The following is a 23011-nucleotide window of genomic DNA, read 5'->3' on the forward strand; positions in this document are numbered from 1 at the left end:
AGGTGTGCTTAAAGAAGTTAAATTAAATAAGGGGCTGTTTTACTATATGCAACAAAATAATGATTTGAATTTTGAACCTCAAGACGTTAATATTGTCAATTCTAAACAAGCGAAAAAAGCAGTTATTGCTACTGGCATTGGGAATGCAATGGAGTGGTTTGACTTTGGATTATACGCGTATTTAGCGGTAATATTAAGTCAATTATTCTTCTCAGGTGTGGATAATAGTGGTTTGCAACTTGTACTAACATTTGGTACATTTGCGGCGGCCTTTCTCGTTCGACCAATCGGAGGTATTTTCTTTGGTAGAATAGGAGATAAATACGGCCGAAAGATTGTTTTAAGTACAACTATTATTTTAATGGCACTTTCTACATTATTCATCGCATTACTACCAACCTATGAACAAATTGGTGTATGGGCACCAATACTACTTTTAATTGCTCGAATGATTCAAGGCTTCTCTACAGGCGGCGAATATTCAGGAGCAATGGTTTATATCGCAGAATCTTCTCCAGATAAAAAGCGTGGTATACTCGGTAGTGGTCTTGAAATTGGAACACTCTCAGGTTACATTGCTGCCTCGGTAATTGTTACCATTTTGACGTTATTATTAACAGATGAGCAAATGCTCAGCTGGGGATGGCGTATTCCTTTCTTAATTGCTGCACCAATTGGTTTGGTCGGTTTATATTTACGACGTCATTTAGATGAATCTCCAATCTTTCAAGAGATGGAAAAAGCACAAGAGGAATCTGAAGACAACGAACAATTTTCATTTATGGATATATTAAAATATCACAAAAAAGACTTCTTATTAAGCACAGTAATTGTTGCCTTCTTTAACATTACAAACTATATGATCCTTTCGTATATTCCTTCTTATTTAACACAAGTACTAAAAGTCAAAGAAACAACGGGCTTATTAATTATTTCAATTACGATGGCACTTATGATTCCACTGGCACTTTATTTCGGTAAATTAAGTGATAAAGTAGGTAATAAACGAGTAGTACAAATTGGCTTACTTGGTTTAGCATTATGTTCAATTCCAGCATTTTTATTAATTGGTAACGGACATATTGTAGCCATGTTTGCGGGTATTTTCATTTTAGGTTTCTTCCTTAGTGTATATGAAGGAACATTGCCTTCGTTATTACCAGCACTCTTTTTCACCGATGTACGTTATCGTGCGCTTTCTATCTCCTTTAATATTTCTGTATCTATATTCGGTGGTACAACACCGCTCGTATGTTCATACTTAGTTCATGCTACTGGTAATCCACTGGCACCAGCATTTTATTTAACAGGTGTAAGTGTAATTGGATTAATTGTGTTTAGTGTACTGTTTGTCACAACATCAGGACGTGCACTAAAAGGTTCTTACCCTACTGTAGAATCGAAAAAAGAAGCACATCAAATTGCTAAAGAGGATCCTGAAGAAACACTTTGGTGGCATGAAGAATCTTTAGAAATTGAAGCAGGAAAAAAAGCATAATTTGTGAAAAGCAACGTGGACTTTTACACAAAAAGACTCCTAGTTTAATAGGAGTCTTTTTGTATACATCATTTTCTCTTCTTCTTCAAACTCTTCTGATACGCATAAAGCTTATGAACCTCTTCCTTAAATTCATGCAGAAGTACAGTGTTTTCACCATTTGAATAACGCACTGCATTATACGCGTCTATAATAATATGACTCTGAATATTTACCTCTTCTTCATCATTAATTCTCTCTAGCCAAGCTTCAACAGTTTCTCCTCGTTCTCGGTTTAAAGGAGGAGATAGCTTGCTCTCGAGTTTGAAAATTTCTTTCCGAATTTCGTTATTTGGTGGTTTATTTCGTTTGAAGCGTTTTTGGCTAATGCCTTCTTTATCAGTAATGATTGTAGATTCAAAGACAGGCATATTTGGTAAACTTAAATGTTTTCGTTTTTTTACTATTTTCCAAACGACGTAAATAGCGATGGCTGTACAGGCTATTATTGTAATGCTATTTATGAGAGTTGGATCAAAAGGACGTTGCCCCAATTCCTCTTTAATTTGAGGATCTTTTAAATTTCCTTTATTCGACCAAAAGTCGTCTGTATCTTTTAATGCAGCTGCCGAGAACAATGGATTTAAAGCATAACCAAATCCTAAGGCAACTACTTGTATGATATAAGAAAAAAGAAGCCGAATATAAGGAAATACCGGAATAAGTAAAGCGCTAATTATTCCAATCGTAATAATAGAAGTGAAACGTAATAGCTGTTGATTACGATTGGAACCTGTTAACCAAAATGTAATCATAATGTGTAAAGTTAATAGTAACAATTTCCACAATGGCGGAAAGGGGGCATAAAATATAGCTGAAACGACAAACCATACAATACCGCCTAACGATTTTTGTACTGGATATCCCGGTCCAACAGAGTGTACGATAAAGAAAAACAGTGGTAATAATATTGTGCCTAAAATAGAGAAAGGTAAAAATAAAGAACAACCGATTATTTGAATAACTAACAGTAGTACAAAACCTGTTGTTTTTTTATTCATAAATTTATGAATAAAAAATACTCCTACATAACCGGTCACAAAAAATATAGCAATACCAACTAGTTCGTCCCTTTCTGTTAATAACGAAAGGAGGAGGAGCAGAATAAAGTCATTAACGTGATAGAGCCAAGTTTTCAAGCTTTTCCACCATCCCTTCATTATTAATGAGGAACGTAGGCTGAGATAGAAGAGGGAGCTCCTTTTTCTGCAAACCAATGTATATCATTGTAGATGAGCGTTCCCTTTTTCTCGTTACATAATGAAGAAATCCTTGTTTCGGAAGTAACGTACTATCATCTGAAATACGTGCTAATTCCTCTAAAGCCTTCCCGTAATGTGTTTGTCCTTCGTTTAATGGTAAATGTAATGCACCAGTTTCTGCTAAAACACTAATAAATAACTCAAACGGAATTTGATGCTGCGTTGCGTATTGACAAATGTATGTTGTAAAAGAAATAAGGTCTTCTACATTTTCTTTCCAACCAAACCCACGATCAGCAGCTAAAGAAAGACAAATTGTCCAACTATAATTTTTTACAGGTTCATATTGCTTCGCTTGTAACGCCTGCATTTTAGCAGATGCTTTCCAATGAATAGAGCGGAAAGATTCACGTTCATATCGTTTAACACCGATAATGGATGTTTCATCATTGTAAAAAGAGAAATTCGTTCGATACGAACCTGTTAATAGTTGCTGAAGTTCTTGTAAACCGGCTATCTCTTTAGGAGAAGGGTACACAATAATTTCAGTCTTTAACTTATCGAAAACAGGTAAATGTACAGTTAAAAGATGAAAAGGATCTTTTAAAACACATTCAAATTGTTCAATTTGAAAGACACCACGCTTCGTTGCGGTTAATGTTAAATCCCATTTTTGTGCCGAATGAGCAGGTTGTGAAAATGGGAAAGAAAATAACGTTTTTGATATTTGTTCAATCCCTTGATCTTTATGCGGTATAAGGGAAGAATCTAAATGAAAATAACAAACACCATTAACGAGTGGTATATTTGCCCCATTTTTTAAATGAATAAAAAACTGTCCAGATTCATCAGGGAAAAGCCGAGTTGTTTGTTTCTCGTTTATTACTTGAAACTTTTTCTCTATGTAAGCGACATATTTATAAATAAAAATCGCAAATAAATAGTAGAAGAAAAAGAGAAACATAATAATTCGTTGCGGCAGAAAAAACGTAAATAGTATAGCGCCTGGCACAGTTAATTGAATAATATGGAGCTGAAAAAATAAAGGTACAGTTACAACGCGCTGTCCATTCATGCTTGTTCAATCTCCACAGGTACGTCTACTTCTTTTAAAATCCTTTGCATTAATTCATTTTTTGTCGTACGTAAAGCTCCTTCCATTGACAAGACGATACGGTGATTCCAAACAGAAGGAACTAAAAATTGTATATCTTCAGGCGTGCAATATTCTCTCCCGCGTAAAAAGGCTAATGCTTGAACGGCACGTACTAAAGCTAATGTAGCACGCGGGCTTACACCGTTAGCAATGTAATCATGATTTCTTGTAGCGTGAGCAAGCTTAATAATGTAATGTTCTAACGGTTCTGATACGAAAATTTCTTTCACTTGTTTCTGTGCTTCTAAAATGTCTTCTAAAGAAATGACAGATGTGACGCTTTCTAACGGTGCATTGTTACGAAAACGGCGCATCATTTTTAATTCATCTTCAGGAGACGGATAACCAATTGAAATCGTCATTAAAAAACGATCAAGTTGTGCATCTGGAAGAGGGAAAGTTCCTTGTGATTCAATCGGGTTTTGCGTCGCAATAACAAAGAACGGTTTCGGAAGAGGAGTAGACTGCTTTTCAAGCGTTACTTGTCGTTCTTCCATCGCTTCTAACAAACTAGATTGTGTTCTCGGCATCGCACGGTTAATTTCATCTGCAAGTAATATGTTTGTCATAACTGGTCCAAGTCTTAATTCGAATTCACTAGTTTTTGGATTGAAATATTCAATACCTGTTACATCACTCGGAAGTACATCAGGGGTAAATTGAACGCGAGAAAAATTACCACCAATGCTTTTAGAAATTGTTTTTGCTAGTAATGTTTTTCCAGTACCAGGTACGTCTTCAAGCAGTACATGTCCATCAGCAAGCAGTGAAACGAGGAGTAAATCAATTACATTTTCCTTACCGACAAAAACAGATCCTATGTTTTCTTTCAATTTAGTTATCATATGTATCATTCCTTTCAAAATAAAAGCGGATATTTCTATATTTTAACAAATTATTCAGAAAATTGATATGATTTTTTAATTCAAAGAAATGGATATTTAATTTTAATATTACACTTGCATATTTTGGAATATGATTATACAATATCGTTATACGATGTATCGCGAGTCGATATATCATGAAGCGATGTATCGGAGGTAGTTATAATGAATGCGAAAGCGCAAAAATACATTCCATTAACTGAGGCGACATATTACATATTGTTGTCACTTGTAAAGCCAATGCATGGTTATGGAATTATGCAAATGGTAGAAGAGATGACAAATGGGGAAGTAAAGCTCGGTCCTGGTACTTTATATGGGAATACTACGAAGTTATTAAAAGAGAAATTGATTGTTGAAGTTGCCTCTACAGACAGAAAGAAGTGCTATGAGTTAACACCGTTTGGGAGAGAAGTGTTAGAGCTAGAGTATAACAGGTTACAGAGATCTGTAAGAAATGGAAACAGTATATTAGGGGAGTGAATGGAAGATGGAGACAAAGAAGGTATTTAAATTTTTTACGGCATGGAATTTAGAAAAAGAAGAAGTTTTTTTACGAAAGATGCATCAGCAAGGCTGGGCGTTACAAAAATATAATATGATGTATACGTTTAAGAAAACCGAGCCGAAAGATGTAATATATAAAGCGGATTTTAGATTGGTTTATAGAGATTCAAAAGAAAAACAACAAGAGTACTTCGAAATATATGAAATGTCTGGTTGGAAACGCGTAACGAGTTTTACAAGATGGAATTATTTTTGTAAAGAAGTAGAAGAGGAAAATGAGTTACCTGACATATATTCAGAGAAGGACACGAAGGTGCAAAAAATGAAGGAGTTATTACAATTTTTTGCATTTATTTCAATAGCTATGTTACCGTTAATGTTTAACACATTTTTAAATTCAACAGAATCAATAGTGCCAATGTGGGCGAAAGTTATGATGGGGCTTGTTAGTTGTATGTATGTTTATTTCTTTATAAGGATCTCTTGGAAAATTAAGAAATTGAAAAGCGAAATATTATAATAAAGAGTGGATTTTAAAAGAAGATGATTTCGTAGATATTATACGGGAATCATCTTCTTTCATTTCTATGTAATTTTATTTTGTTCACTCTTTTTTACATAATAAAAGACTATATATTTAAGGTATAGAAGATAATACTAGTAATAATACCTAAAAAATCATAAATGATGAAGAAATGATTAATAATAATGAACTACTGATTAATACTATTTTATTAGAGTTTTGATGTTTAAAGTGGTAATAAAGTAAAAAGCCGCAAACAGTAGAAACAATCCATATAGCTAGACCGTAAGGAGTTGTTATCTTCTTCCAATCGAAAATCCAAAAGTAGAGTATGATCATGTGGCAAACTAATCTCTTATGTAAATATTACCAGAAGAGTATGGAGTTTAAAATATAATAAGGAAGAAATACGTTTTGTACTACCTCATTAAAAGGAAAAATCCCTTAAAGAAAAATCTATTTCTATAAGGGATAGTAATGATTTTATGAGAAAGACTGATTTTGCGCAGGTTTTATAAATTGTTCTGGGTTTTCAACAAGCCCGCATACAGCACATTGGACGCGGTAAGTAGGTCCTTGATAAGCCATATGAAAAGCGTTCATCGTTTCATTTGTGTATTCTTCTTCTACATGACCTGTTTGTGGATTTAATTTTACTGGTTTTACTTGTTGCTCAAGAATATTAAAGCGCGTTCGGTTCGTTTTACAGCTTGGACATAGCATTGGTTCCATATGTATACACCTCCATTTGTAGCATTTCTTAAGCGGTATGATTTTATGCAAGTAAAAAAACTTTCTCAATATAAATAGGTGTTTATTATATTTAAAATTCAGAAAAAATAAAATATAATAAATGTAAGAACTGGTTATGTCCAAACCAAATCTCCTGTTTTATGCCAATAAGTGGGGGCCGAGAAATCGGCCTCATTTTTTTGTGCTCATCTCAATAAGGTACAAGGTTTTTAAAAACATTTGTCGAATTTTTAGAGGTGAAGGTTAAGGGGGAATAATTATGAACTTAAAAATGAAATACATTATTTTATATGTAGAAAAGTTTGAGCAATGTCTTCAGTTTTATAAAGAAATTTTAAGATTGCCAATAAGAGCAGAGCACGGTACATATATTGAATTTGAAACAGGAGCAACAATTTTAGCGATGAATACACGAGAGGATGTTAAGGAGTTAACGGGACTACCTCTTACAGAAGGTGTACTACAATCTTCTCATTTTGAGTTAGGGTTTGTTGTAGATGATGTTAAGGAAACGATTGAGAAATTAAAAGAACAAGGGGTTAAAGTTCTAGTTGAGCCAATCATAAAACCGTGGGGACAAACAATTGCGTACATTGCCGATCCAGACGGTAATTATATTGAAATTTGTAGTTCATTAGAATAGAAGGAGAAAAAGAGGATGGGGTTTCCAAAATTAGAAACAGAACGTTTACTATTAAGAGAACTTACACTATTAGATGCAGAAGCGATGTTCCATTATTTTTCAAAAGAATCCGTTATTCGTTATTTTGGAATGGACTCTTTCGAAAATATTGAGCAAGCGAAAACAACTATTCAAACGTTTAGAAAGCGTAATGAAGAGGGAAGTGTATTTCGCTGGGGAATAGAGAAGAAAGGAACGGATCAATTAATTGGTACGTGTGGGTTTCATTTAATTAACAAGCATCATAAACGAGCTGAAATTGGTTATGAGCTAGATGATACATATTGGGGACAAGGATACGCAACCGAAGCACTGCAAGCAATGCTAGCTTACGGATTTGAAACGTTGCATTTTATAAGAATTGCAGCTGTCGTATATATAGAAAATGAAGCTTCCCGTAATTTATTAAAAAAATCCGGATTTCAAGAAGAAGGATTACTTCGAAAATATATGATTCAAAATGATGTTGCTCATGACACGGTCGTTTATTCATTATTAAAAGAAGATTGGCAAAAGTAATGAGCACAAATGAGATAATGAAGGTTATTAAGGACCATAAAGATGAGCGATTTATATTAGGTATAGACGGACTAAGTCGTTCGGGTAAAACAACGTTGGTTAAAAAATTAGAAGAAAATATGAAACGAAATGGAATCCCGTTTCATATTTTTCATATTGATGATCACATAACCGAGCGTAACAAGCGATATAATACTGGATTTGCAGAGTGGTATGAGTATTGCAACTTTCAATGGGATATCGATTGCTTGCTGCGAAACCTTTTTCAAAAGTTACAAAGCGCTATTGAATTAGAATTACCTTTTTATCATGATGGAACAGACTCATGTGAAATGAAAGAAATACAGCTTCCTTTAGTAGGTGTAATAATTGTAGAAGGAGTTTTTCTGCAGCGAAAAGAATGGAGAGATTTTTTTCATTATATGGTGTATTTGGATTGTTCAAGAGAGACAAGGTTTCTACGTGAAAGTCCGGAAACGCAGAAGAACCTTCCAAAGTTTCAAAGTAGGTATTGGAAGGCTGAGGAGTATTATTTGGAAGTGGAATTGCCGAGGGAGAGAGCGGATTTAGTAATTACAAAATGAAGCTAAGTATCAAGAAATGCATGAAAAATTTGATAGCAAGATGAAAACCGCATTATCAGAGGAGAAAATGAAAGATCTTACTCCTGTAATGTTAAGAGATAATAAAGTTGTTTAATTCTTATAGAGCTAACCATGCAGGTTAGCTCTATAAAAAAAATTCAATTTATTACAAAGGGTAGAAAAGCATAATTTTTCAAAGGCAAAGCAAGAATGGGTATATTATGGAATGGTAGACAATAAGTTAACTGTCATCTATGTTGCCATGAAAGAGTTTAACTGGCATGAACTACAATTTGTAGGGCAGTTTATGAGTTCACAACAAAGAGAACGCTATAATATCATATTAAAATAAAAGAGGGGTAGAACATGCCATTCCATATAGGTAGTGCAAGAGCAGGTTTTACTAAGGTAAGTGGTACTAGGGGTAGGTGCATTCTATAAGTATTTAGGATATAGAGAAAACGGTAAAGATGTAATGGAACGACACGAAGCTTATGTTGAGGATATTCATGTAGAAACTGTAACGAAATACGGTAAAGTATACTGGAATACGATTGATAGTGAACTAGAATATGCAAAAAAAAAGATTAGTGAACTAGGATATACAGAAAAGGAAACTCTTAGAGATGTATTACTTAGGGCAGATAGATGTTTGAGAGACTATGGTTACGCTATAAAATAGTAGACTTTAGGAGAAATAAATCTATTTAAAGGGGTACCAAGGATGGGGAAATTCAAGAAAGACCAAAAAGTAGTTGCACTTACATTTGAGGGGTTAACGCCATGTACCATTGTAAGAGTTGGTTGGATTTTTATTACGGTACAGGTAGAGGAAACAAAACATCTGTATTCGATTACAAAAGGTAAGATAGTTCCTTTAGAAGAAGACAAATACTACTTATTAGAAGAGTGTATAAATGAAGAAGGTAACTTTGAAATAGGCGATGTGTTTGGTATTATTGATTCATCGAACTTAGAAAGTGTAAAGAAAGAATTTGCTAACAACGGTGAATTCGAGAAGAAAGATGGACAATATTATACAAGACTTAAAACAGGTAGTGAGTTACTGAAACAATACTTCAACTAATATTTCACAAAGGAGTATGCAATATGATTGAGATGAAACAGGTAAAAGTAGGGAGAGACCAAAAGGAGTCTCTTTTTGTTTTAAATGGTGAAGGTGACATTATATTAAGTACAGAGAAAAGGTCCATCTTAAACAGTTGGTGTAATCTATTAGGGATAGAGATACCGACTAATGTAAAAATAACAGAAGTAGACAATGTACATATAACTACATATCAAGTAGAGAAGACTGTCATGTGTAAGGAATTTATAGATAAGAAAGAAGTACCTTTAGGGGTATCTCCTTGTCTAACCTTTGTACCTATGAAAGACTGTGATGAATACATGGAAGTAATTGCTTACGTACATATTGACGAGAAAGTCACAACAATCTATATACCGCATGAAACTTCAAATGTATTTGTAGAGTTGTATACAGGAGAAGTAGACACTAGTGTAAAGTTACCATTTTTAAATTATAATTTCTAATTTCTAATAGGATGGTAGGAACATGATTCCAAATATAGAACTAGGTATCAAAACGGTAAAGGGTCAAGACTTAAAATTAGGTGATATATTAAGTGCAGATGGGTTAATAGACACAGTTGTAGTAATAGACGAAGAAGGTAACTTACATACACAAGTAAATAGTGAACCATCAATGGCATTCGAGTTAGAAGGTTTTATCATAGTAGAGTGAAAATGACCTAATTTTGATATTTACGTACATATTTCAAGTGGGAAAATATGCTCAACTCACCCTATCAATAATTACAATGGGATTATCTGCTTACATTTGCTTGAACAAAAAGATGAAATGAGGCTTTCGATAAAAGTGAATAATCTTATTTATGTTAGGTATATAGACTAATAAAAAAATTTTATATTTTATTATTGGGAGGACGAAATAATGGATTTGGTAAACAAATTTTTAAACGGCTTGAGAGCAGCATTATCAACAGATGATCTCGAGGCACTAAATAAAGCGTACGGTGCTACAAAAGATGATATTGATACATTAAGGTCAGAATATCCAAATTGTCCAGAATCACTAATCTCTTTACTTGAAAATATTGATGGTACATATTGGCGGAAATATGGAGAAAACAAAGTTGCGGTATGTATTTTAGGCTCAGATGTTGAAGAGTATCCATATTATTTGCTTTCTACACAGCAGATGCTCGAAAGTTCAAAAGAAGAAGAAGACGTCTCTTATCTTTTAGAATACCAAGATGACGAGGATACTGTTGATTCTAAGATAAATCCAAAAGGACTTCTCCCTGGCACTTATATTCATTTTTCAGACTGTATGAACAATGGTGGAACATCAAGACTCTATATTGATTTTAACCCTTCTGATGAAGGTGTATGTGGTCAAATAATTCGTTTTTTGCACGACCCTGATGAATATGAAGTGATTGCAAACAGCTTTGATGAGTATTTACAGGATCTTATTGATGGTGATTTTAATTTTCTAGAAGAAGAATCTCAATAATTTGTGAAGAATTACACTTCAACTAATGGGAGCTTTAGTTGAACAAGATTTAAACAAATTTATTATTTATATTTGTCTACAAACTCATTTAAAAGGTTAGAAATTAAACAACTTTAAAGAGTCTTACTACAATATGATTTGTAGCGAGGCTCTTATATTTTTAAATCAGAATTAAATAACATTATTATCACTTTACATGTAATTGAAAAAGCTGGTATATTCGAAAAGATTGAAAAAAAGTCGATTGAAGAAAAAGATGGTTTATATACTGTTGTTCTTGTAGCAAAATATAGTAAAGAACAACGTACCTTTATCATAACTTATAATGATAAAGAGGAAATAGCAGGTTTATATATTAAATAAAAACAGATACAGTGGAAGTTTCCACTGTATCTGTTTTTTAATTATAACCAAATTATGGTTATTTGTGCTAATATGAACACATAGCTATATAAAAGGGGTGGGTATTATGAAAACCGAAATAGTTCCCAAAAAGAAGTACAGTATAATAAGCTATTTATCTTTACTCATCGGAATTATGTGTTTTTTATTCGTTTTTATAACTCCGACGAGAATAGCGAATGCGGGAAATATAGTTGGAGATTATGTAACGATTGCTCTTACAGGTGTAGGTATTATCCTTTCAATAATCACAATGACGAAACAAACAGAGAAAAAGGGGATAGCTATTATTTCATTAATACTGTCCTCATCATTTTTTATATTTTGGATTATCGCGATTATCTTATTGTTTACTGGTCAAATAAATTTTGCGCCGTAATGAGCAATAAAAAGAGTCCTTCATTAATAGAAGGACTCTTTTTTATTCGGTATCTTCAGGTTGATATTCTAAAATATCCCCAGGTTGGCATTCTAATGCTTTACAAATAGCATCTAAAGTTGTAATTCTAATTGCTTTTGCTTTTCCATTTTTTAATATAGAAAGGTTAGCCATTGTAATTCCAACCTTCTCCGAAAGCTCTGTTACACTCATTTTTCTTTTAGCTAACATTACATCAATATTAATTATTATTGCCATGTTATTCACCTCAGACCGTTAAATCATTTTCTGATTTTATATCTATCGCATCTTTTAAAAGTCTTTGGAGAACGGCAGCAAAGACTGCGATAACCATTGAAGCAAAGATTAGGAGCATGCCAAGTATAATAATACCTGGTGCATCATCTCTTTCCGCTACAAGATAGAAGAGTGGCATACCTACCACATATAAAATACTGATTGTTACTGCGCAGTTTTTTATCTTTTTTAAAGCTCTAACAGATAATTTCGAGAAAGCGTTACCCTTGTCAATGAAGCTTACAAGTTTAAAAGCTTGATACAGAGCAAAATAAAAAGGTAGCACCGTTGCATATAGATTGATTAAAACAAGATATTTTATAAATGCAATATCCGGGAACAATTCCGCTGCATATTTCCCTATGTTAGGAACTAAAAATATACATAAAGCAAGAACAGGGATTCCAATCAGAATAATAGCTGTCTTTAAAAAGAGTGTTGATCCTTGTTTCATATAAAGCACCTCATTTATTAATTATCTATTTAATCTAACATGAAATTTATCGTTTAACAATAAATTTTTATTTATTATAATCTTGTTTTTATTGTTAAACCAATTTTGTATTTTAATGAAGATAATCATTCCTTCTTTCTGTAAATGATGTTATGTTAAAAGTAACGATTAAGTCGTTCTTATCCCGCTATTTGTGGGAGTCGGGCTGCCCGTAAAAACCCGATTGGTGAAGGCTAATAATCAGTGGGGATGGAAAAAACCCCCTCTGATTAAAGTTTCACTTTATAGATAATAATTAATATGATTATACCTTTAGAATTTCTTCAACTACTACAAATAAATGAATAGTAAAAAGCCGATTATCCTTTAGATTACAAGAAATCGGCTTTTTTATATAAAAGATCGCTTAGCTTACGAAAATCGCTTTTTGTTGGCAGTGCCCTGTCACAATCAAGCTGAGAAAAACAAATAATCCAAACTGAGAAAATTCTTAAGTTGATGGATGTGTGATGCTACTCCTATGTTAGGGTTCGAGTCATTTGAAACAGCAACCTCTATATTGAGTGGTGTTAAAGCGACGTATATGATAAAAAAGATGTATCACTTGTAAAAAAATTGCATCACCTTGAATGAGCTAATACGACAAGAATCCGTTTCGGGCCTAATTAGGGAATGCAGTACAGATCAGTATATAGTATACAAGCATTCCCTTTCTATAAATACGGTATGTTTTTAATATAATTAAAAGAAAATTTTTGTGTTCTTTAATATGATGTGACATAATACCAGTTTTTTTCTATTTTTGTGATTTCTTTATATTCATTATTAAAGTCGTATTTGTTTGGTCTAGTATCATTTGGTGTATAAATAAATCCTGAAAAATTATCTAATATACCACGATAAGTAAAAAAGAAAACAGAAATACCATTTTTATTTTGTTGAATAATTACATCCCCACCGTTTTTGGAAGTGGATGCAAACTGTTTAGGTAAATGAATTTGTCTACTATCATAATGAACATTAGGAGTTAACTCTTTATGTTCTATAAGTGCTATAACTTTTTCACGGTCTTCTTTATAGATAATAAAATCTAAATTTATATAAATCTCATTAAATGGTATACATATCCAAGTAATTATTATGATTAATTGAATAATTAACGGTTTCCAATTTTTGTATTTGATAAGATGTATGATTGTGAAAATTAATATTAAGAAAAACAATCCATGAACTATTATTGAAAGAAATGGCATAACAAATGGGGTAAGGAATTCAACTAAATACCATTTAAAAAAATGATAAAGTATAAGAGCGATACCGCTTATTAATGTAATTTTGGTTAAATTCTTATTCAAATTTTGAAGCTCCTTTCTATACTAAAAACTATGTGATTTTAGTATGAATATAAAATGCGTTTTTTCATAAATTTCCCTTGTTTTCATTTTATTAACTTTGTATGATTAACATTTTGAATATATCATATATTTAAAATTAAATAAACGACATTAAATTTTTATATTTTATATAGAATAACAGTTAAATAAAAGTGAAGGAAGTTTTCAAAATAGACTAGTTTTTTATTTTAAATGTAATTTGATTTGTTTCATGAAATAGATCCAGTTCCGATAAAATCAGTTGCAACAAGTGAACATTACGTTCACCGACTTATGATATGCTCACTTCTTATTGTGGAAACGGGGCAGTACAGAAGTGAAAAAACTCTGTGTTTCTTTTTAATTAATATATTTATTGGGAAAAATTTCGGAATTTCCGGCACAAATGCTCCTTCTATCCTATAATAGAAGCTATTCTGGACGTAAGCAATTTGTAAGGAATGAGTAAGAAAAAAGAGATTTTCATAGTATAAAATATTTATTATACCTGCGTATAACACCTGCTACTAATAATGTGTTATAATACGAATTAGCAACATAAAGGAAAGGAATTAGAAAAAATGACATTACAAAATACTAAAAATTTAAAAAAACAAGTTGCTCCTTTTGAAAAATCAACGGCAAAAAAAAGTGTTTGGCAAATCATCAATACGGTAGTGCCATTTATTATCTTATGGTACCTTGCTTATAAAAGTTTGTCCGTTTCTTATTGGTTAGCATTAGTTCCATCTCTGTTAGCCGCTGGATTTATGACACGGGTTTTCATTATTTTTCATGATTGTACCCATCATTCTTTCTTTAAAAGCCGTCGTGTAAATAGAATAGTAGGGACATGTATGGGTGTTTTAACTTTATTCCCGTTTGATCAATGGGGGCATGAGCATTCCGTTCATCACGCTACAAGTGGTAATTTGGATAAGCGAGGTACAGGAGATATTTGGACGCTTACAGTGAATGAATATTTAGCAGCGCCATTTAGACTCCGTTTAGCATATCGTTTATATCGCAACCCATTCGTTATGTTTGGGTTAGGTCCGATTTATGTTTTTCTACTTAAAAATAGATTTAACAGAAAAGGTGCTAGAAAGAAGGAACGCATGAACACCTATTTGACGAATGTTTTAATTGTTGCTTTAGTAGGGTTACTTTGCTGGGCAATCGGATGGCAATCGTTTCTTTTAGTACACGGTTCTATATTCTTAATAGCAGGTTCAATAGGTATTTGGCTGTTTTACGTACAGCACACATTCGAGGATTCTTATTTTGAAGAAGATAAAGATTGGGAATATGTGAAAGCGGCAGTGGAAGGAAGTTCGTTTTATAAACTTCCCAAAATCCTGCAATTTCTAACTGGTAATATTGGATTTCATCATGTTCACCATTTAAGTCCAAGAGTACCTAACTATAAACTAGAAGAGGCACACAATAATACGCTTCCTTTAAAAAATGTACCAACGATTACTCTTGCTACAAGCTTGCGGTCAATCCGTTTCCGTCTTTGGGATGAGCAAAACAACAATTTTGTTACCTTTAAAGACGTTAAAAAATTAGTGAAAAACAATGTTTCTATTCCAGTAAAATCAAAACTATAACTTCATCAAATATGACTGACTCCCCTTAATCATTTTCGATTTAAGGGGAGTTTTTGTTTAACTAGTAGATGCACGATATGGAGAAAACTTGAATGATTTAAATTGTAATGGAGGTGGATTAGGAAATAGTAGGTATTAATATAAGAAGATGATAAAATTATTATGTTAATAATTTGAGACGATTGATACCACAACCTTTTTTAATGGATATTATGCTTAGTCCCTGAGAATATTTCAATAGACATGAAAATGATGTTAACGTAATAACAAGAGTATCTTAATCTGCAAAATAAATAACAATAAGAGTCATTAAGTTATTTTGAGATAATAAAATACAAAACGGACAAACTCAATTATTCATGAATTTGTCCGTTTATCTTTTAGTGGAAACAGGGGAGTATGTAAACCACATGTGCATAAAGTGTAAAGCTGTTTAAAGATTTGTGTATTCAGCTAATCTGGTCTTTTTTGCAGTTGTTACTTTTTAGTTTGCCTAGATAGTTCAACAGACTTTTGTGTACAACGCTGCATAGCTGAAATGATGGCTGTTCGTAAGCCTTTTTCCTCTAATGTTGCTACAGCTTCTATTGTCGTTCCGCCTGGGGAACAAACCATATCTTTCAATGCACCTGGATGCATTCCTGTTTCTAGTACCATTTTTGCAGAGCCTAATACAGCTTGAGCTGCGAATTTATATGCTTGATTTCGTGGCATACCATCTAGTACAGCAGCATCTGCCATCGCTTCTATAATCATATATACATATGCTGGCGAAGAACCACTTACAGATGTTACAACATCCATTAATTTTTCGCTTACGATCTCTGTTTGACCAAAACTATTGAAAAGGATTAATACATCTTCTAAATCTTTTTCCGTCACCATTTCATTAGGACATAGCGCAGACATTCCTTCTCCAACAAGAGCAGGTGTATTAGGCATTACTCGTACAACCTTCAACTTTTTATCAAAAGCATCTTCAGTACTTTTAATGCTTTTTCCTGCAGCGATCGTTACGACGATAACATCGTTTTTGATTACTTCTTTTATTTCGTTAATTATTGATGCGTATAGGTCTGGTTTAATTGATAAAATCAAAATATCAGCATTTTTAGCTACTTCATTGTTGTCAGTAGTTGTAGTTAGTCCATATTTTTCACTAGCATGTTTTAAATTAGTAGTGTTTAAATCTGAACAAATGATTTTATTTGAAGACACTATATTTTTGTTTATCATCCCGCCAATTATAGCCATCCCCATATTTCCGCATCCGATGAATCCAATTTGTTTGTCCATAATAACTCAATCTGGCTCCTTTTATCATAAATTATATCGGTTTCAAATTATTATTCTAAAATAACAATAACATCCAAGTGCAATATAAAGAAACATTCTAAGAGAATACGTTCTTTTTTGCAATACAAAAAATAAAGAAATCAATTTTATTCTGTACTAAACAAGTGCATTCTCAATTATTTAATATTTTATGTTATTTACTATTTGGTAACGTTTAAAAGCATGTTGGAGAATAGGTATAGTTATATCAACTTTTTCTAGATATGGTGATATTCATAAATGTGTACATAATTTCATACTTAAAGCTTGTCGCTCTATTCATTTTGCAAAATACCTCTTGACACAAAAACGAAATATATAGCATAATATAAAAAATCAAATGGAAAATCGTTGAAGGGAAATAGTACATATGTCTTCTTGCGAAAGAGAGTGGAATTCACCGGCTGAAAGATTCCTCGTATAGAATGTATCGAACCTATCCCTGAGTCTTAAATGAAAGTTTAGGCGTACGCCTGCGTTATAGGCGCCAAGTGGATATCTGTGTATATCAATTAAGGTGGTACCGCGGAACAATGACCGTTTCGTCCTTTTTATTTTATTAAGGGCGAAGTGGTCATTTTTATTTTGCTCTTTAATAGGCTAGGTGCAGCACTGATAAGAATAGAAGCCGCTGTAAGCTGTATGAATAGAAGTGAAATTTATCCCGCATTAACGGGCAGTAAAACTCCCACCTCAAAATTCAGGTGGAGCAAAGAAGGTAGGTGGGAGATCAACTGCCCATAAATGCCCGATTGGTTCAACTAATAATCAGTGGGGGATGAACAAAACCCCCACTGATTAAAGTTTCACTTTATAAAAACTTTGATTTTAGACTTGGGGGATACAAAAGTGAAAAAACAACGAATTGTTGTAAAGATTGGGAGTAGTTCCTTGGCAGATAGTCACGGAGGCATTTCTAAAGAACAACTTTCAGATCACGTTGCCGCATTGGCTCGATTGAAAGAGGAAGGGCATGAAGTTTTACTAATTACATCCGGGGCAGTCGCTGCAGGTTTTTCTGCTCTAGGGTATCCTAGCAGACCTGTGACAATTAAAGGGAAACAGGCTGCTGCGGCTGTCGGGCAAAGTTTATTAATGCAGGCATACACGGAGGAATTCCGTAAATATGGTATCGTTACTGCACAACTTTTACTAACGAGAAGTGATTTTTCTAGAAAAGAACAATACAGTAACGCTTACGCTACTTTAGGAGAGCTACTAAACCGTTCTGCTCTTCCTATAATCAATGAAAATGATTCCATTTCTTTAGAAGAGCTAACGTTCGGTGATAATGATATGCTGTCAGCTTTAGTAAGCGGACTTGTTTCGGCAGATATGCTCATGATTTTTACCGATGTGAACGGTTTATATGACCAAAATCCTCAGAAAAATGCGGATGCGAAAAAATATCATTTCCTTCCTGAGGTAACGGAAGAAATTGCTTCTCTTGCAGGAGATGCTGGCTCAAAACTTGGGACTGGCGGTATGAAATCAAAAATCGATGCTGCAAAGACGGCACTATCTCTTGGAGTGAGTGTATTTATCGGAACGGGATGTGGACAGGAGAAGTTTTTAGATGTTATGAAGGGCAAAGGTGATGGAACATATATCGGGAATGCTCCTCAAAAAGTGATTAAGATGAACAAGCAATGGATCGCCTTGCATTCGCTTGTTAGCGGACAAATTGAAGTAGATGCGGGGGCAGCCACTGCCATCATTCAACATGGAAAGAGTTTACTTCCTGCTGGTGTTACTAGTGTGTCTGGATTTTTCCAAGTGGATGAAGTCGTGGAAGTAATTACGCAACAAGGGCGCGTAATAGGAAAAGGACAATGCACATATAGCGCAGAGGAACTAAGGAATTTAAAAGGTATGCAAAGCCAAGATATTCAAGCAAGAGGCGAAAGGCATAATTATGAAGTCATCCATAGAGATCACTGGGTTTCATTGTAAGCTTTAATTCTAGTACAAGAAAGATTTAGATACTGGTGTTAAAGGGCTCTCAAACTGTAACCTTTAAAAAGGAGGAAATAAAATGAATGAAGTATTGGCAAAGGGAAAAAGAGCAAAAGAGGTTGCTCGAGAACTTGTTCTTAAATCTACGAGTCAAAAAAACGAAGCACTTGCTGCGATTGCTGATCAGATGATAGTAGAAACAGCTTATATTTTAGAGGAAAACAAACGGGATATTGAAGAAGGGAAGGCAAAAGGATTTTCTGATTCTCTTCTTGATCGTCTTATGCTCAATGAACAGCGTATCATTGATATGACTGAAGGTATTAAGCAACTAATTGATTTACGTGATCCTGTTGGAGAATGTGTTAGTGCATGGGAACGACCAAATGGACTGTTTATTCAGGAGATGCGCGTACCACTTGGTGTTGTCGGAATGATTTACGAGGCAAGACCGAATGTAACGGTAGATGCTGCTACGATTTGTTTGAAAACAGGAAACGCAGTCATATTACGTGGTAGTTCTTCTGCTATCAATTCTAACAAAGCCATCGTTAGCGTTATTCACCGAGCGCTCAAACAAACAAGCTTGCCTCCAGAAAGTGTACAGCTCATAGAAGATACAACGCGAGATAGTGCAAAGCAGTTGTTTACATTGAATGAGTACTTAGATGTTCTTATCCCAAGAGGCGGCAAGCAGTTAATAGATACTGTAGTGAGAGAAGCATCTGTTCCAGTACTTGAAACAGGTGCGGGAAATTGTCATATTTTCATTGATGAAACAGCGGATAAACAAATGGCATTTGATATTATTATAAACGCAAAAACGCAGCGTCCATCTGTATGTAATGCAATAGAAACGATTGTACTTCATGAGAAGTGGGCGCAGCAATTTGGTAGCGAGCTGTTTTCTTCTTTGAAGGAAAGAGGTGTGGGGCTACGTGGAGATAGTAAATCATTGGCAATTGATTCTTCTATTGCATTAGCTTCAGAAGAAGATTGGGAAACAGAGTTTTTATCTCTCACACTGGCAGTTAAAGTGGTTTCCACTACAGAAGAAGCGATTCATCATATAAATACGTATGGATCCATGCATTCCGAAGCGATTATTACAGAGAACGAGGAAAACGTCAGTAAGTTTTTCACATCTGTTGATGCCGCAGCACTCTACCATAATGCATCGACTCGTTTTACAGATGGATCTGAATTCGGATTCGGTGCAGAAATTGGCATTAGTACACAAAAGCTACACGTAAGGGGACCAATGGGGCTACCTGCATTAACTTCTACAAAATATGTGATTCGTGGAAATGGTCAGATTCGAAGATAAAAGACACGCAATTAGTTTTATATATGAGTAAGGACAGTAAGGGACGATGTTCCTAATGTCCTTTTTTTATGCATAATTTTAAATTGGTAATAAAAGGTAGTTTAAGGAACTTACCTAAAAAATGAATGCTTAGCTTAGTAAAAGGTCGTGGATGAAGAAAACAAAAAACTAAAAAAGACAATGCCATTTTACTTGGTAAATTGTCAAAATTGTAGACGTAGTAAAGGAGGATCGGCGCATTTTGAAAAAACAAGCTAAGACAAAAATACAATAAGCTGCCCATATGGACAGCTTATTTACATAATTTTCGATATAGGAAGTTATTGTATTTAATTTATTCAATACTTATTATTGCTCTACAAGTAAATAACGTTAATTCATTGACCTTGCGATTTCTAGCATTTTTTCCTTTGGTAATCTTGTACTTTGCATTTTTACATATGTTCCAGCTTGTGTCCAACAGAGTAAACCACCTGTAATGAGTTCTCCATTCTTGTCCAATGTTCCACTATTTCCCCATGCTGAAAAATAACCTTTATTTCCGTTAATCACAATTTGTTCAGCATGGGTGAAGTCTTTATCAGATAATGGAATTCTCCTACTCAAGTGAATAGCAACCATTAGCTTTGTATCCTTGCTATCCATATAATGTAGGCTTATCCAAGGAGATGTTTTTGTATCTAATGTCCAATCATCTGGAATCTTTTTTGGAGATAAAATAGTGAAATTAACTTTTTTCTGTATTTCTGGAATAGTAGTGCTGTTGTGATTATACTTAATTTCTTTAGCAATGATTGTCATTGGGTAACTAATTAAAAGTATTAAGGTAATGAATAAACGAAATGGAGCTATCAATTTATTACCTCGATTCTAATTTGATTTTCTGACAGGTAGTATTTCCAAACTATTATTTTTTATTAAATAACCTGTCTCTTTTGTTTAACGAGGAATCATGTATATTTCATACATATTCAGTTAACGCATCATTATCGGTAGAGAGGAAAAAGAAGGAACCCTGTAAAGTAGTATTCAATTTTTTGGATGAATATAGAGCGACCTAAATAAAAGGAGCCTCTATCAAAAGTTACTTAGTAATTTTTGATAGAGGCTTTTAATTATAATACTTAATTGTAGTTATATATCTTTAACATATAGTGAGTGTCTTTTATTTTAAAGATTATTTACCATACAAATAGCCCAACGAGCATAGCGCTTAATAAGGAAACAGCCATTCCGCTAACAAGAAGCTTCCAAACATTTTTACCGATTATTGATGATTTTTCCCCGCCAAATAAAGAATTGTATGTTCCATAAATCATACCTACTGTACTAAAGTTTGCAAAAGAAGCTAGAAATGTAGTTGCAACTGCAATTGTATGTGGCTGTAAAGACTTTAGGTTTGATTTTAAATCCATCATTGCAACAAATTCATTCGTTGTTATTTTTATCCCCATTAATTCAGCTACATACATAGCATCTTTTCCTGATAAACCGAGTAAAAAAGCAAAGGGGCTAAAGATAATCGAGAAGATTTTTTGAATTGTTAAACCTGTTACAAAAAAGCTCAAAATACCATTTAAACATGCTGTTAATGCTACATACCCAATTACCATCGCTAAAATAACAATAACCATATTCATCCCAACTAACATACTGTTTGAAATAGTAGAAAAGAAATCTTTTTTTTCATTTTTTGAAGGTGAATAAATAACATCCTCTTCTTTAGTAACTTCTACAGGATTTAAAACATTAGCTAAGATTAATGCGTTAATACAGTTTAAAGGAATAGCGCTGAAAATATATGTTGCTGGAACCATTGATAGATAAGCACCAAGAATGGATCCGCTGACGCTACTCATACTCATAATTCCAAAAGTCAACAAACGATTTTCTTTTAACACAGATAATTGATCACGAACAACTGCAAGTGCTTCCGTATTTCCTAAAAACATCATTTGAATGGAAAAGAAGCTTTCTAACTTTGGTAAACGAGAAATCTTTGAAATGATTGCACCAACTTTATCAATAATCCAAGTTAAGATTCCAAAATACGAAAGAATATCAAAGAAAGTGATAACAAAAATGATAGGAAGTAAGGCGCTAAAGAAGAAATCAACTGTTTGATTTTCCATAGCTGAAGGAAATACAAATCGAATTCCTTCATTCGCACATGATAGTAGCCAACTGAAAAATGACGCAATTTTATTAATGATAATACTGCCCAATTTCGTGCCTAACATAAACCACGTAATAAAAAGCTCCAATATTATTAGAATAACAATTGGTCTCCATTTTATTTTTCTTTTATTAGGCGAACATAGGAAAACGATTAATATTACAACGAAAATCCCTAACATATTTAATATGAAATGCATGTCAACAACTCCTTGAGGCTTATTATTTGTATATAAAAAAGCCCCTATTCTTCCAAATTTGGATTATGATCAGAAGTTATGAAGAATGTAAATTATGTTTGGGATTAGTCTATTTCAATTTATGTACTAAAAATTAATGTTTTTTCGCTTTATAAAGGATATGTATTAATAATGTAAAGCAACAAAATAAATCTATTGGTAGAACGAAGGACAATTAATAGCTGCATCCATTTTTAAATTGTTTAGGTGAAATACCAGTATATTTTTTAAAGATCTTTGTAAAGTGACTTTGGCACGCTGAATATATTCATTTAGAGAAATTCTAACTTCCTTTTTGAAAAGGGAAGATAGATAACTAAGGTTTAATGTGACTATTTCTGCTAGATGGGATAGTGATGCTTCTGAAATGATGGACGATATGCCATTACGAGCATTAGTGAACTTTAGCGCAGGTGCTTTTACAGAAGAAATGTTGAGTGAAATAATTGGGCTATTGAACGATGCACAAATGAATTAATAAGCGGGGAATGCAAGGAAGTTAGGCGGGAGATAATGGCCCGTAAATGCCTAATTAAAGTTTTACTTTATCCATT

The 23011-nt window shown here is 33.4% G+C and carries 26 protein-coding genes, 5 pseudogenes and 1 other annotated feature; of the genes and pseudogenes, 19 read left to right on the top strand and 12 right to left on the bottom strand.

The features are described 5' to 3' along the window. Positions 1 to 46: 46 nt before the first annotated feature. Positions 47 to 1498, top strand: a complete 1452-nt coding sequence (locus tag JFU18_RS00430; protein WP_012261183.1) for an MFS transporter — start codon at positions 47 to 49, stop codon at positions 1496 to 1498. 68 nt (positions 1499 to 1566) lie between these two features. Here the strand turns inward: JFU18_RS00430 and JFU18_RS00435 are convergent, their stop codons facing one another. Genes JFU18_RS00435 through JFU18_RS00445 form a run of 3 tightly spaced genes read right to left on the bottom strand, consistent with a single transcriptional unit; the run spans position 1567 to position 4740 of the window. Then, positions 1567 to 2676 carry a DUF4018 domain-containing protein gene (locus tag JFU18_RS00435; protein WP_201033987.1) on the bottom strand — a complete coding sequence of 370 codons (1110 nt, stop codon included), beginning with the start codon at positions 2674 to 2676 and terminating at the stop codon, positions 1567 to 1569. Beyond that, positions 2651 to 3814: a DUF58 domain-containing protein gene (locus JFU18_RS00440; protein ID WP_002142295.1), complete on the bottom strand. Its 1164-nt coding sequence runs from the start codon at positions 3812 to 3814 to the stop codon at positions 2651 to 2653. Before JFU18_RS00440 ends, JFU18_RS00435 begins: the two co-directional genes overlap by 26 nt. Then, positions 3811 to 4740, bottom strand: coding sequence for an AAA family ATPase (locus JFU18_RS00445; RefSeq protein WP_061674891.1), 930 nt, complete (start codon positions 4738 to 4740; stop codon positions 3811 to 3813). The genes JFU18_RS00440 and JFU18_RS00445 overlap by 4 nt, the downstream gene beginning before the upstream one ends. A gap of 204 nt (positions 4741 to 4944) precedes the next feature. Here JFU18_RS00445 and JFU18_RS00450 point away from each other — a divergent pair, with 204 nt between their 5' ends. Both JFU18_RS00450 and JFU18_RS00455 read left to right on the top strand, forming a co-directional pair. Next, on the top strand, positions 4945 to 5262 hold the full coding sequence (locus JFU18_RS00450; protein ID WP_000991891.1) for a PadR family transcriptional regulator: 318 nt from the start codon (positions 4945 to 4947) through the stop codon (positions 5260 to 5262). A gap of 7 nt (positions 5263 to 5269) precedes the next feature. Beyond that, positions 5270 to 5806, top strand: a complete 537-nt coding sequence (locus JFU18_RS00455; RefSeq protein ID WP_002137004.1) for a DUF2812 domain-containing protein — start codon at positions 5270 to 5272, stop codon at positions 5804 to 5806. Between the two features lie 109 nt (positions 5807 to 5915). Here the strand turns inward: JFU18_RS00455 and JFU18_RS30290 are convergent. Both JFU18_RS30290 and JFU18_RS00460 read right to left on the bottom strand, forming a co-directional pair. Next, positions 5916 to 6148 (bottom strand): annotated as a pseudogene (locus JFU18_RS30290) (hypothetical protein). 144 nt (positions 6149 to 6292) lie between these two features. After that, positions 6293 to 6541 carry a hypothetical protein gene (locus JFU18_RS00460; RefSeq protein ID WP_002013535.1) on the bottom strand — a complete coding sequence of 83 codons (249 nt, stop codon included), beginning with the start codon at positions 6539 to 6541 and terminating at the stop codon, positions 6293 to 6295. A gap of 280 nt (positions 6542 to 6821) precedes the next feature. Here JFU18_RS00460 and JFU18_RS00465 point away from each other — a divergent pair, with 280 nt between their 5' ends. The 11 genes and pseudogenes from JFU18_RS00465 to JFU18_RS00510 all read left to right on the top strand — a co-directional run bounded on the left by JFU18_RS00465 (position 6822) and on the right by JFU18_RS00510 (position 11688). Further along, positions 6822 to 7205 (top strand): VOC family protein, encoded by a 384-nt coding sequence (locus tag JFU18_RS00465; RefSeq protein ID WP_002190017.1) that lies wholly within the window; start codon positions 6822 to 6824, stop codon positions 7203 to 7205. A gap of 15 nt (positions 7206 to 7220) precedes the next feature. Then, the gene (locus JFU18_RS00470; protein WP_002032891.1) at positions 7221 to 7763 is read left to right on the top strand and encodes a GNAT family N-acetyltransferase; all 543 of its coding nucleotides are present in this window, start codon (positions 7221 to 7223) and stop codon (positions 7761 to 7763) included. Further along, a complete protein-coding gene (locus tag JFU18_RS00475; RefSeq protein ID WP_201033986.1) occupies positions 7763 to 8347 on the top strand; it encodes a kinase in 585 nt (194 codons plus the stop codon). The genes JFU18_RS00470 and JFU18_RS00475 overlap by 1 nt, the downstream gene beginning before the upstream one ends. Next, positions 8337 to 8438 (top strand): annotated as a pseudogene (locus tag JFU18_RS30610) (DUF3887 domain-containing protein); the annotation flags it as partial. The gene JFU18_RS00475 and the pseudogene JFU18_RS30610, both read left to right, overlap by 11 nt. Positions 8439 to 8759: 321 nt before the next feature. Next, complete coding sequence (locus JFU18_RS00480; protein ID WP_002032885.1) at positions 8760 to 9029, top strand: hypothetical protein; 270 nt, start codon at positions 8760 to 8762, stop codon at positions 9027 to 9029. Positions 9030 to 9071: 42 nt separating this feature from the next. Beyond that, positions 9072 to 9434 carry a hypothetical protein gene (locus tag JFU18_RS00485; RefSeq protein ID WP_002032883.1) on the top strand — a complete coding sequence of 121 codons (363 nt, stop codon included), beginning with the start codon at positions 9072 to 9074 and terminating at the stop codon, positions 9432 to 9434. Between the two features lie 23 nt (positions 9435 to 9457). Further along, positions 9458 to 9901, top strand: a complete 444-nt coding sequence (locus JFU18_RS00490) for a hypothetical protein (protein ID WP_002032882.1) — start codon at positions 9458 to 9460, stop codon at positions 9899 to 9901. 22 nt (positions 9902 to 9923) lie between these two features. Then, the gene (locus JFU18_RS00495) at positions 9924 to 10112 is read left to right on the top strand and encodes a hypothetical protein (protein ID WP_016101154.1); all 189 of its coding nucleotides are present in this window, start codon (positions 9924 to 9926) and stop codon (positions 10110 to 10112) included. Between the two features lie 210 nt (positions 10113 to 10322). Then, positions 10323 to 10907 (top strand): SMI1/KNR4 family protein, encoded by a 585-nt coding sequence (locus tag JFU18_RS00500; protein WP_016101155.1) that lies wholly within the window; start codon positions 10323 to 10325, stop codon positions 10905 to 10907. Positions 10908 to 11105: 198 nt separating this feature from the next. Next, positions 11106 to 11270: pseudogene (locus tag JFU18_RS00505) on the top strand (DUF3887 domain-containing protein); the annotation flags it as partial. Positions 11271 to 11376: 106 nt separating this feature from the next. Beyond that, positions 11377 to 11688, top strand: coding sequence for a hypothetical protein (locus JFU18_RS00510; RefSeq protein WP_201033985.1), 312 nt, complete (start codon positions 11377 to 11379; stop codon positions 11686 to 11688). 42 nt (positions 11689 to 11730) lie between these two features. Here the strand turns inward: JFU18_RS00510 and JFU18_RS00515 are convergent, their stop codons facing one another. Beyond that, complete coding sequence (locus JFU18_RS00515; protein ID WP_000974615.1) at positions 11731 to 11946, bottom strand: helix-turn-helix domain-containing protein; 216 nt, start codon at positions 11944 to 11946, stop codon at positions 11731 to 11733. A 10-nt stretch (positions 11947 to 11956) separates the two neighbouring features. Then, positions 11957 to 12439: a DUF2975 domain-containing protein gene (locus JFU18_RS00520; protein ID WP_002013525.1), complete on the bottom strand. Its 483-nt coding sequence runs from the start codon at positions 12437 to 12439 to the stop codon at positions 11957 to 11959. A 520-nt stretch (positions 12440 to 12959) separates the two neighbouring features. Between JFU18_RS00520 and JFU18_RS30615 the strand changes: the two are divergent. Next, positions 12960 to 13034 (top strand): annotated as a pseudogene (locus JFU18_RS30615) (IS6 family transposase); the annotation flags it as partial. 169 nt (positions 13035 to 13203) lie between these two features. Here JFU18_RS30615 and JFU18_RS00525 read toward each other — a convergent pair. Continuing rightward, positions 13204 to 13794 carry a hypothetical protein gene (locus tag JFU18_RS00525; protein WP_201031291.1) on the bottom strand — a complete coding sequence of 197 codons (591 nt, stop codon included), beginning with the start codon at positions 13792 to 13794 and terminating at the stop codon, positions 13204 to 13206. 599 nt (positions 13795 to 14393) lie between these two features. Here JFU18_RS00525 and desA point away from each other — a divergent pair. Continuing rightward, entirely contained in the window at positions 14394 to 15425 is a 1032-nt protein-coding gene (desA, locus tag JFU18_RS00530) for a Delta(5) desaturase DesA (RefSeq protein ID WP_201031290.1), read from the top strand. 477 nt (positions 15426 to 15902) lie between these two features. Here the strand turns inward: desA and proC are convergent, their stop codons facing one another. Beyond that, on the bottom strand, positions 15903 to 16721 hold the full coding sequence (gene proC / locus JFU18_RS00535; RefSeq protein WP_201033984.1) for a pyrroline-5-carboxylate reductase: 819 nt from the start codon (positions 16719 to 16721) through the stop codon (positions 15903 to 15905). A 381-nt stretch (positions 16722 to 17102) separates the two neighbouring features. Further along, positions 17103 to 17313 (top strand) — a binding site (T-box leader). Between the two features lie 296 nt (positions 17314 to 17609). On the opposite strand from proC, the gene proB reads away from it, so the two are divergent. Together proB and JFU18_RS00545 are read left to right on the top strand one after the other, a co-directional pair. Then, on the top strand, positions 17610 to 18713 hold the full coding sequence (proB, locus tag JFU18_RS00540; protein WP_088039636.1) for a glutamate 5-kinase: 1104 nt from the start codon (positions 17610 to 17612) through the stop codon (positions 18711 to 18713). A gap of 82 nt (positions 18714 to 18795) precedes the next feature. Then, on the top strand, positions 18796 to 20043 hold the full coding sequence (locus JFU18_RS00545; RefSeq protein WP_201033983.1) for a glutamate-5-semialdehyde dehydrogenase: 1248 nt from the start codon (positions 18796 to 18798) through the stop codon (positions 20041 to 20043). A gap of 372 nt (positions 20044 to 20415) precedes the next feature. On the opposite strand, the gene JFU18_RS00550 is transcribed toward JFU18_RS00545, so the two are convergent. From JFU18_RS00550 to JFU18_RS00560, 3 genes and pseudogenes are all read right to left on the bottom strand, one after another. Beyond that, the gene (locus tag JFU18_RS00550) at positions 20416 to 20898 is read right to left on the bottom strand and encodes a DUF4367 domain-containing protein (RefSeq protein WP_088039634.1); all 483 of its coding nucleotides are present in this window, start codon (positions 20896 to 20898) and stop codon (positions 20416 to 20418) included. A gap of 326 nt (positions 20899 to 21224) precedes the next feature. Then, positions 21225 to 22418, bottom strand: coding sequence for a NupC/NupG family nucleoside CNT transporter (locus JFU18_RS00555; protein WP_002084844.1), 1194 nt, complete (start codon positions 22416 to 22418; stop codon positions 21225 to 21227). A gap of 214 nt (positions 22419 to 22632) precedes the next feature. Beyond that, positions 22633 to 22829: pseudogene (locus JFU18_RS00560) on the bottom strand (helix-turn-helix domain-containing protein); the annotation flags it as partial. On the opposite strand from JFU18_RS00560, the gene JFU18_RS00565 reads away from it, so the two are divergent. Then, entirely contained in the window at positions 22786 to 22935 is a 150-nt protein-coding gene (locus JFU18_RS00565) for a hypothetical protein (protein WP_165497923.1), read from the top strand. The pseudogene JFU18_RS00560 and the gene JFU18_RS00565 overlap by 44 nt on opposite strands. The last annotated feature ends 76 nt before the right edge of the window (positions 22936 to 23011 follow it).

Origin of the sequence: Bacillus sp. TH22, assembly GCF_016651015.1 — a bacterium.
Taxonomy (GTDB): Bacteria; Bacillota; Bacilli; order Bacillales; family Bacillaceae_G; genus Bacillus_A; species Bacillus_A mycoides.